The organism is Brasilonema angustatum, from assembly GCF_059505445.1.
This window is the reverse complement of sequence record NZ_JCACKO010000116.1, coordinates 1-8,868: the sequence shown is the minus strand read 5'-3', so window position 1 is coordinate 8,868 and position 8,868 is coordinate 1. Positions and strand designations below refer to the sequence as shown.

At 42.6% G+C, this 8,868-nt stretch carries 12 protein-coding genes; 6 read left to right on the top strand and 6 right to left on the bottom strand.

Annotation, left to right across the window (positions count from 1 at the left end; all coding sequences use genetic code 11):
* Positions 1 to 160 precede the first annotated feature (160 nt).
* Positions 161 to 1,987 (top strand): DNA methyltransferase, encoded by a 1,827-nt coding sequence (locus tag AC5JM2_RS18655; RefSeq protein ID WP_495836350.1) that lies wholly within the window; start codon positions 161 to 163, stop codon positions 1,985 to 1,987.
* Between the two features lie 223 nt (positions 1,988 to 2,210).
* On the opposite strand, the gene AC5JM2_RS18650 is transcribed toward AC5JM2_RS18655, so the two are convergent.
* Together AC5JM2_RS18650 and AC5JM2_RS18645 are read right to left on the bottom strand one after the other, a co-directional pair.
* Complete coding sequence (locus tag AC5JM2_RS18650; protein WP_495836349.1) at positions 2,211 to 2,396, bottom strand: hypothetical protein; 186 nt, start codon at positions 2,394 to 2,396, stop codon at positions 2,211 to 2,213.
* 538 nt (positions 2,397 to 2,934) lie between these two features.
* Positions 2,935 to 3,432 (bottom strand): PEP-CTERM sorting domain-containing protein, encoded by a 498-nt coding sequence (locus AC5JM2_RS18645; RefSeq protein ID WP_495836348.1) that lies wholly within the window; start codon positions 3,430 to 3,432, stop codon positions 2,935 to 2,937.
* Between the two features lie 358 nt (positions 3,433 to 3,790).
* On the opposite strand from AC5JM2_RS18645, the gene AC5JM2_RS18640 reads away from it, so the two are divergent.
* Complete coding sequence (locus tag AC5JM2_RS18640; protein ID WP_495836347.1) at positions 3,791 to 4,063, top strand: hypothetical protein; 273 nt, start codon at positions 3,791 to 3,793, stop codon at positions 4,061 to 4,063.
* A gap of 337 nt (positions 4,064 to 4,400) precedes the next feature.
* On the opposite strand, the gene AC5JM2_RS18635 is transcribed toward AC5JM2_RS18640, so the two are convergent.
* Positions 4,401 to 4,685, bottom strand: coding sequence for a PEP-CTERM sorting domain-containing protein (locus AC5JM2_RS18635; protein ID WP_495836346.1), 285 nt, complete (start codon positions 4,683 to 4,685; stop codon positions 4,401 to 4,403).
* Positions 4,686 to 4,761: 76 nt separating this feature from the next.
* Complete coding sequence (locus tag AC5JM2_RS18630) at positions 4,762 to 5,694, bottom strand: tyrosine-type recombinase/integrase (RefSeq protein ID WP_495836345.1); 933 nt, start codon at positions 5,692 to 5,694, stop codon at positions 4,762 to 4,764.
* A 308-nt stretch (positions 5,695 to 6,002) separates the two neighbouring features.
* Here AC5JM2_RS18630 and AC5JM2_RS18625 point away from each other — a divergent pair, with 308 nt between their 5' ends.
* Positions 6,003 to 6,197, top strand: a complete 195-nt coding sequence (locus AC5JM2_RS18625) for a hypothetical protein (protein ID WP_495836344.1) — start codon at positions 6,003 to 6,005, stop codon at positions 6,195 to 6,197.
* Positions 6,198 to 7,045: 848 nt separating this feature from the next.
* Here AC5JM2_RS18625 and AC5JM2_RS18620 read toward each other — a convergent pair.
* A complete protein-coding gene (locus AC5JM2_RS18620; protein ID WP_495836343.1) occupies positions 7,046 to 7,240 on the bottom strand; it encodes a hypothetical protein in 195 nt (64 codons plus the stop codon).
* A gap of 117 nt (positions 7,241 to 7,357) precedes the next feature.
* On the opposite strand from AC5JM2_RS18620, the gene AC5JM2_RS18615 reads away from it, so the two are divergent.
* Positions 7,358 to 7,564 (top strand): hypothetical protein, encoded by a 207-nt coding sequence (locus AC5JM2_RS18615; RefSeq protein WP_495836342.1) that lies wholly within the window; start codon positions 7,358 to 7,360, stop codon positions 7,562 to 7,564.
* A gap of 187 nt (positions 7,565 to 7,751) precedes the next feature.
* Here AC5JM2_RS18615 and AC5JM2_RS18610 read toward each other — a convergent pair whose 3' ends face one another.
* Positions 7,752 to 8,003: a hypothetical protein gene (locus AC5JM2_RS18610; protein ID WP_495836341.1), complete on the bottom strand. Its 252-nt coding sequence runs from the start codon at positions 8,001 to 8,003 to the stop codon at positions 7,752 to 7,754.
* A gap of 13 nt (positions 8,004 to 8,016) precedes the next feature.
* Here AC5JM2_RS18610 and AC5JM2_RS18605 point away from each other — a divergent pair, with 13 nt between their 5' ends.
* Positions 8,017 to 8,421, top strand: coding sequence for a recombinase family protein (locus AC5JM2_RS18605; protein WP_495836340.1), 405 nt, complete (start codon positions 8,017 to 8,019; stop codon positions 8,419 to 8,421).
* Position 8,422: 1 nt separating this feature from the next.
* Entirely contained in the window at positions 8,423 to 8,848 is a 426-nt protein-coding gene (locus AC5JM2_RS18600) for a hypothetical protein (protein WP_495836339.1), read from the top strand.
* Positions 8,849 to 8,868: the final 20 nt, after the last annotated feature.

Below are 8,868 nucleotides of genomic sequence, written 5' to 3'. Positions count from 1 at the left end.
TTTTTCTGCTTAACCCTTTGTTACATACTTGTAATTTTTCTCCCTGACTTACTTATGCCAAGAACAAAGCTGTCGTAAAGTCACGTTCTATATTAAAGCCTATGAACGTAGAAGGCAGCAGTCTTTGGTCATGGGTTAAGTTACCAGATTTAGGCGAAAGATGACTGCAAAAGAGATTAAGAGTCATTCAGAACTACCAAAAGGCTCTCGCGTTTATCGTTTGGTTTCACTGCTTCCAGCACAATATCGCCAAAATCAAGATTTTCCATTTAATTTTGAAGGAGAAATATTTAATCCCCCAAAAAAATTATGTTGGAAAACTGACAAGAATGGCATGGATAAACTCGCACTTGCTGGTCGTATCCAAGCTACTAGTACCAACTTGCAGCAAGTATTATTTCAAGATGATTATCCTATGTCAAAATTAACTGCATTATGGGATGACATGGGTGGAACATCGGACAAAATTTATGTAGTGCAGACAACTACAAGTGCTATTGAAAGGTGCTTACTTGCAAGCACTGACCCAGGCGACCTTGTTCTTGACCCCACCTGTGGCAGTGGTACAACCGCATACGTTGCTGAGCAATGGGGGAGACGCTGGATTACCATTGACACAAGCCGCGTAGCCCTGGCACTTGCCCGTACTCGTCTGATGTCAGCCCAGTTTCCCTACTACATCTTGGCTGATTCACCAGAAGGTATTCAAAAAGAAGCAGGAATCACAGGACAACTCCCATCCACCAACATCAAAACAGAAGGCGATATCAAAAAGGGTTTTGTTTATAAACGTGTTCCCCATATTACCCTTAAAGCGATCGCCAACAATCCTGAAATCGATACTATCCACGAAAAGTGCCAACAACAACTTGAACCCATCCGCACCCAGTTAAACCAACTCCTTAAGAAATCATGGCAGGAGTGGGAAGTACCCCGTGAACCAGGGGAAAAATGGTCACAGGAAGCAAAAAACCTATTGCAGAAGTGGTGGGAAGTGCGGCGGCAGCGTCAGCAGGAAATTGACGAATCAATTGCTCGCAATGCTGACTACGAAACTCTCTATGACCAACCTTACGAAGATAAAAAGCGCTTGCGGATTACTGGTCCATTTACCGTGGAAAGTCTTTCCCCTCACCGTCTTTTGGCTACAGATGAAGAACGTCCCGCCTCAGAAACAGAAGGCACACAAAATGCCTCTGACCAGTTTGAAATTAGAATTATCGAAAATCTACGCAAAGCCGGAGTCCAGAACACAAAAAAAGATGAGCGCCTTGTATTCGACAACCTAGAACCTTACTCCAGTACTTGGATACAGGCGGTAGGAGAGTATACCGACAAAGATGGTAAAGTAAAACGAGTAGCTGTTTCCATCGGTTCTGAGTATGGCACTGTTGGTTCTGACCAAATCAAGGAAGCTGCCAAGGAAGCGGTACAAGGTTTAGGCTATGACTTGTTGGTTGTTTGTGGCTTTACGTTTGACCCTGGTGTTGCAGAAGAGTCAAGACGCTATGGCAAGTTACAAGTCTTAGTCACCCGTATGAATCCCGACTTGCTACTGGGAGATGAACTGCTCAAGAAAACTGGCTCAGGCAACCTGTTTATGGTTTTTGGTGAACCAGACATTGAGATCAACTCATCTGATAACAAGGTAACAGTCACTCTGCGCGGACTAGATATTTATGACCCTACCACAGGGGAAATTCGTAGTAGCTATACTGATGATATTGCTTGCTGGTTTATTGACACCAACTACAACGGCGAAAGCTTCTTTGTCCGTCATGCTTACTTCACTGGTGCAGATAAACCCTACGACAAACTTAAACGCACCCTGAAAGCTGAAATTGATGAGTCAGCTTGGCTATCGCTTTATTCCAACACCAGCCGTCCCTTTGATGCACCCAAAAGCAAAGATGGTAAACCAGGCAAGATTGCTGTCAAAGTTATCAACCATTATGGTGATGAGGTACTGAAAGTCTACAAAGTTTAGTAATAGGCAATTGCTGAAACTACTGCCCTTGGGGCGATACGTGCTCGTTTCAAGGGGACACGCGCACCCATCTCTACATCTGTTGTATGCTGTGTGTGGCGATCGCCCAAGGTTTGGCTCCGCCTCCTGAGCAATCTCGTGCTTCAACATGGCTATGAAGTACGACATCTACGAGTTGAAATGCCCACCCAAGTAGAAGAGTAAGAAGATTTATTAGTTTAATCTAGCCATCATTCTCAAGTGGAATTACATTGGTTTCACCGTATTTTGGGGGAGGAGGCTCATTTCCAACTCCACCCCAGACAATGTTGGCACCACTGATTTTTAATAAATCCTCATCCGATAACTCGAAATCTATTTGTGCCGACTGGCTGTTGGTTAGGGCTTTTTTCTGCTTCCTGTCTTGCATTTTAAATCTCACAATTGCACTGCCACTAGAAGCTTACATCCTAACGTGTGCAAAAACAGCCGGGAAAATCTCAAAAACCTTTGGATAATTCTTAATCTCAAAATCCTCGTTTGCCTCATCGTACAAGGATTTCACCTTTGGACAATTTTGGGCAGAAAACTCTGATTTAGCGATTCCTACGGAGAGCTACGCTTAACGCATTGAGGGGCATAAACCCCTAACACAAATTAGCCATATAGTATATAAAACTATATATCTGGAATGTATAAAATTAGCCGGGGTGCATAAACTTAATCTATTTTTGGTCTTCACGTTAGATACCCCTCTTTTAATGCTAGCTGAAAAAGAGGGGTTTTTAATGCGATCACCAATGGTTGCTCCGCGCATGAGCATCGCCGTAAGTACTGCGTGAAGCAAGGTTCAACTAAATCTTGCGTCCCAAAGCCTTGCGCAGAGCGTTTTAGCTGGGTTAGCGGTAAAAATTATTCATTGCGTTGAGTAGCATCGTGATATAGCGATCGCTTGTAAGGCGATCAAGCTAAACAAATTTTTTACGTCGGATGAAGAAGAATGTACCAGTTGCAAAGACACCAATAAGAATTGAAGGTTCGGCGACTGATGCCGAATTAACTCGTAAAAATTGTATATCTGGAAAAGAAAAGGGTCGGGGGAAATCCTCTTTGGGAGCAAACTCTGGGGGAACCTCAACACTATGAACTCTGTACTCAAGAATAAAATTACCGGAAGTATCTTCGACATTCCGAACGATAAAATAAGGATTCGGTCCACCTGGATATGCGCGAGGATAAAACCCAAATCCTATCAGTTGAGGGTCGTCATAATTAATACTTGGGAATTGGAATGATGCGTCTATTGGAGCAGACCTTACCTGCCTAAAAATTGGGGAAGGCGAAGCAATGAAGGACGAAACCAACTCTGCAACAGGCTGAACACCTGCTGGGGATGGTTCTGGAGATACTTGAGCTATTGGAGAAGGTGGAAGAAAGAGCACAGGAAAATTCCATAATTTAGTCACCTATACTCATTCTCATTTTTCTTTTTAAGTTTAATTTGTTTAAAAAACAGATAATCTACTTTGTGAACAATACACAAAACCCATCGTAGGTAAATGTGCCTCCAATGCTTTGGCGATACGCGGAGCGTCAGCCCAAAGGGCTATCGCCTGCTGGTCAGGAGACAGTTAAAATTTTGAGATTTTTCTGGAAACACAACATGCTCGATTGTAGTCTTTAAATGTCAGTCAGAAGTCATATTTGAGAAGGTTTCACGAATGTAATAAATACCTAGCATTTGTTAAACAATGAGTTTGTGTTAAGTATTGCAAGTGTTTTTCTGATAAATTCTCTAAATTCTATAAACGGAGAGGGAAAATCATGTCTAAGCACAATAAAGTTAAGCAAATTGCTGAGTTTGGTATTGATGCTGTAATTGATACGGCAGCAAACAAAGTTACAAATGGAATTATTCACGGCATCCTTTCTCATGTCCCTGGTGGTCGCTCAATTGAGCCAATGATAGAAACTGAAGTTAATTTAATGGTTGATAACGCAATCCATCGCGTAGTTCATAACCGTCTACACGGTGAAGAAGAGGTGTCTCAAGAGCATCACCATCACCGTCACCATCACCATCACCGTCACCATTAAGAAAAATAGCTGCGACGCTCAAGCTGACAACCATAGCATGTCCGGTTAAATACTTATTAGATCTGTAAGGTTGTTAATGGTTAATTGTAATTAACCATTAACAATTAATCACCAACGCTCAAGAATGAGTGATTATCCATCGCACATTTGCTCAAGGTCGAAGTATCGTAAAAGTCGTCGGGTGATCAGCAATGCTTCGGCTCCCTGTGTCCAGAGGACACGCACTCGCGTTCGGAGCATCGCATATTTGCGAAAAGTCGGATCAAATAATCAGATTATGGACTCCCCTGGACTTCGATGTGCGCGAAAGGGAAGTCTTTATCTTTCGGCTTGCAAATTAAGCGAATCTTTTACGTCGAGCAAAAAAGACAAAACCAGTAGCTAAAATACCAACCAGGATTGAAGGTTCTGGAACAGCTTGTACTTTTGGAACCCTGCGAATACTCCAACCTGGTGGCATTGAAGGTTCTCCATCTCCATTAAGCAATAATGGATATTCTCTCCCTTCTGGGGTGGTAATGTAGATATCAAAATCGGCGTTATGAATGGTTTGAGCGCGTACGGAACTCATAGAGGAGACAAGCAGAACAGACACGACGCTAAGTACTGCGAGAATCTTCATTGCCTTTAAGGTAAAAATACAGCTTCTTTTAATGGTGTATTTTCTTCCTAGGATGTTTTGAAATTTACTAAAAATTTTACACTGCTGCCACATAAAGAGCACTGCTTTCATCGGGACGAGCGTGAAGATAACGACTTGTGGTGCTTACGTTATCGTGACCCATTGTTCGCTGAACCAATCCCACATTTGCATTGCGTTCTAGAGCATGTGTTGCATGAGCGTGTCTTAGCCAGTGAGCACTAACTTTATCCGATAGACCTGCACGGCAAGCAGCAGCTTTAACAATTGGATCAACATTCTGGCGGTGCAATGCCTTACCACCTTTGCGACTTCGGAAGATTGGTACGTCGCCAGAAGAACTACCTTTAAAAATTATCAATTCATCCCAGATATGCTTAGGTAATAGGATTGAGCGCGTTTTATCGCCTTTACCTTTTACAGTAATCTGTCCGCGCTCGCTTCTTTTAGCAACATCACCCCAAGTCAACCCAACCAACTCAGAAACCCGTAAACCCGCAGTGTAAAGCAATTTCAAAATTAATACATCCCGTTGCTTATCTGCTTTATAGCGATAGTCAGCCCTCTGGGTCAACCGAACCATCAAAGCAACATCAGTTTCACTGAGCAATCTTTCATGGAGTGCATCAGCAGTTTTCTTCAATTTCATTGCAGCGCCAACGTTGAATCGCATATATCCAATTTTATGCGCAAAACTCAGTAAACTCTTGATTGCTGCCAAGTACGTTTTCTGTGTGCTTTGGGCTTTTCCTGATTCCCCCAACCATTGAGCAAACTCCCATAAATCCTCAGCAGTGCAAGTCAGCAAAGTTTTTCCCACACCTACCGAGTGAGCCAAGAATGTAGTGCTGTAGTATCTGTAGCGATTGATAGTAATATCTGATTTGCCATGCAACCACATCCCGACCAATTTAATTTGAGCATCAACAGCAGGTAATTCTGCTAATTGCTTTTGGCGTTTTTCGGTGTGGATCAGTTGTACTGGTGTCATAGCTTTTTACTCAATCAGACATTACACAAATTGTGTCTTATTGAGTTTACGGGTTTTTTCCATCCGAACCGGAACAAATTTACACAAAATGGTTAGGAGTTCAAATCTGATAATGGCTCTTTTCGATAACGCACCCTTTTTTCAAAGAATAAAGTAGAACTTTTGTATTAATACCGGGGGTTCTTTTTGAAGGTGCAATCACTCCATCAAGAAAAAATAAGCCCATTTCAGGGCATCGTGGAGGGGCTTTTTTTAGGCACTTTATGATGTAAGCTTCTTATGACGACGAAGTTGTGAAAGCTTAAATCATGATCAACAAACAAAGTAAGAGACAGGCTAAAACCTCAGTCGATAGCCATTTAGGGGAAATAGACTATGAATTAACAGAACAAGAACTGCGACAAATAAATGGCGGCAATGTTGTCTGGGGCGGAACCCAAAATCCACCTCCACCAAAAAAATCCGATGAGACTAAGGCATTTCCACTCGAAAATGATGGCTAGGAGTTTAAATGCTCTACAGGTAATGCGAAAAGTGACAGTATGCAACGTTGCATAAAGCGCTTTAGGGGTCGTGGCGCTCGGCATTAGGTTTACTAGGGTCTACTTGGTTTACTTGATAGGTGTACTTTACGGTTTACTCGGTTTACTAAGTCACCCCGCAAATAGATAGTTGCTAAACTCGTTAGCCCGTTATATGATAAAAAAACCCCTCTTAGAGCATTTTGCTACTCTAATGGGGATGATCACGTAAATATATGTAACACTCTACGTACTAAATACTACACGCTGGTTAAGTAAGACGAAGGTAAGAAGGGGAGATGCTACCCTGACGATGGCTAAACCATCAAAATATGTTTGACTTAATAGTAAGATGGTGCGTTACCCCATACGTCTCTCCTTGGGGTAGTCTGTTGGTCATACTCTAATGTGTTTCTGAATACGGTTTACCCTAGTCTACTGGGTTTACTTATGCCAGACACACGAAAACATCCAGCAAATAATGGTTGCTAAACTGGTTAGACCGTTATATGCTTAATAAAAAACCCCACTAGAGCATTTTGCTACTCTAATGGGGTCAACTACGGATGGTGCTTAATGTATTAATATTCTGCGTAGAACCCAGTAAGTGGTAGATAGTACACGCTGGGTTTAGTAACACAAAGGTAATAAAGGAGAAGCACCCCTGGCGAGGGTTCTATAACCATGAAAAGTTGTTTAACTTGACTTAATACTAAGACGGTGCTTTAACCCATACGTCTATCATTGGTGTAGTCTGTCTGTACTACTAAAATGTATTCCTGGATACGGTTTACTCTAGTCTACTAAGACTACCTCCGGACTTATTTTCTCTAGTTTTGTTTCCCATCATTAGCTCCCATTGCATGACTTAAGATAGCATTAGCTGTTACTAACCAGTAGTGCTTGGCATGGTCTGGTAACTCATCCCAACTAAGCAGGGTCTCCCCTTCAAAGTTCTTCCCGTTGGCTGCATTACAGTAGGCTTCATAACCAACTTGGGCTAGTTCCAATAGTTGTTCACTCATAAGTTTTTGTTACACGTATTAATAAACTCTACCAAAGCTAACTCAAATGGTCATATCTGCTTGATGGCTTGTTATGATGAGTGCCTGTAGTGTATTTTTTATAACATGCAAAACTTTATGAAAAACCCATTGGCTGACATAATGGGTGCTTTGAGTCCCTTTGAGCAGGTTGTTTGGGGACTTACGTTTCATGGTTTTAAATGCTCGGATGAGACGATACTGAGTATAGTACAACTATTCGGGCATGAGTCGGTGACTTTGAGAGAGGTGCGTAAGACTAAGCAAGTACTAGTTGAGAAGGGTTTAATACCTGAAACAGAGTAAGTAGTTTTGGGTGTTCGCTTAAAGGTGACTACCTAAAATAAAACCCCTTCCAGAATGGGCTGACAAGGGCGTCTCAGCAGCTATGTCAACCCCAGCCCTATGTGTTGCCCAAAGCTTCATTATCACATTATGTCTGGGGCATATAAACCCCACCAAGGTGATGGGGTAAGGGCATTTTTCTCGTCAATTAATCATCTGTACCAGACGCTGACATTAAAGCACGAACCGCTTGAGTAACATAAGTGGGTAGCCAGTCGAAGTCACTATAGTCACCAGAGTCAAGCATGAAATCATAAATCAGCTTTGGTAGTTTCTCAATCAAATCCATCTCTGGTTTTGTCTTTGCAAGAGTTCCTGCTTCCTTGATTAGTGCTTTGTCATTGTTTGCGATCGCTCTAATCTCTGCCCAAGTTTTGCACTGTAAAATCTCCGATGCCATTCCAGGCTTCACTTTGGGCTTGCGGGTTTTCTTGGTGGTATGGCGGCTCGACCGCTTGGGAAGGTCGCTCAAAGACCTGATTGAAACGATGGAAACTTTAGATAAGCGAGGAATTGGGCTTTCTAGTTTGCAAGAATCCATCACCACCACGAACAACAGTGGTAGGCTGATTTTCCATTTATTTGGCGCATTGGCAGAATTTGAGCGTAATCTAATCCGCGAACGCACAACTGCTGGACTTGTAGCAGCGCGTAAGCGCGGTCACAGGGGAGGAAGACCAAAAGCCCTTGACCCAGCTAAACGTCAATTAGCAGTAAAGCTTTATACCGAAAGACAACACACCATTATTGAAATATGTAAGTTGATGGGAATTTCCAAACCAACGCTCTACAACTACATTGCAGAGATAAATACCTAACATGGTACACAAGCAAATCCCGACAGAGGCACTCATCAATTTACGCCACCGCCTCGAATCTTTGCCTAGTCGTTGCCAAGAGCGTCGAATTCTCATTGAAGAAACAGCCGCACTGTATGGTGTGTCAACCGATACGCTATATCGGGCGTTGCGTAATTCATCACGTCCAAAATCCATCAACCGCTCAGATAGTGGAACACCCAGAAAACTTTCGCTCTCTGATATGGAACGTTACTGCGAAGTCATCGCGGCAATGAAAATTCGTACCAGTAACAAAAAAGGGCGACATGTCTCCACAGTACGGGCGATTGAACTGTTGGAAGAATTTGGGATGGAAACACCTGATGGTTTTGTCCAACCGCCTAAAGGCGCATTGACTAGAAGTACTGTCAATTATCCCTCTTCTGTCACTTTCCGGGTATTCTGAATAAAAGAATCATGGATAGA

What these genes read in the sequence shown, in the direction of transcription:
- AC5JM2_RS18655 (WP_495836350.1), top strand. Translation starts at nt 161, where the DNA reads ATGACTGCAAAAGAGATTAAGAGTCATTCAGAACTACCAAAAGGCTCT.
- AC5JM2_RS18650 (WP_495836349.1), bottom strand. Translation starts at nt 2,396, where the DNA reads ATGCAAGACAGGAAGCAGAAAAAAGCCCTAACCAACAGCCAGTCGGCA.
- AC5JM2_RS18640 (WP_495836347.1), top strand. Translation starts at nt 3,791, where the DNA reads ATGTCTAAGCACAATAAAGTTAAGCAAATTGCTGAGTTTGGTATTGAT.
- AC5JM2_RS18635 (WP_495836346.1), bottom strand. Translation starts at nt 4,685, where the DNA reads ATGAAGATTCTCGCAGTACTTAGCGTCGTGTCTGTTCTGCTTGTCTCC.
- AC5JM2_RS18630 (WP_495836345.1), bottom strand. Translation starts at nt 5,694, where the DNA reads ATGACACCAGTACAACTGATCCACACCGAAAAACGCCAAAAGCAATTA.
- AC5JM2_RS18625 (WP_495836344.1), top strand. Translation starts at nt 6,003, where the DNA reads ATGATCAACAAACAAAGTAAGAGACAGGCTAAAACCTCAGTCGATAGC.
- AC5JM2_RS18620 (WP_495836343.1), bottom strand. Translation starts at nt 7,240, where the DNA reads ATGAGTGAACAACTATTGGAACTAGCCCAAGTTGGTTATGAAGCCTAC.
- AC5JM2_RS18615 (WP_495836342.1), top strand. Translation starts at nt 7,358, where the DNA reads ATGAAAAACCCATTGGCTGACATAATGGGTGCTTTGAGTCCCTTTGAG.
- AC5JM2_RS18610 (WP_495836341.1), bottom strand. Translation starts at nt 8,003, where the DNA reads ATGGCATCGGAGATTTTACAGTGCAAAACTTGGGCAGAGATTAGAGCG.
- AC5JM2_RS18600 (WP_495836339.1), top strand. Translation starts at nt 8,423, where the DNA reads ATGGTACACAAGCAAATCCCGACAGAGGCACTCATCAATTTACGCCAC.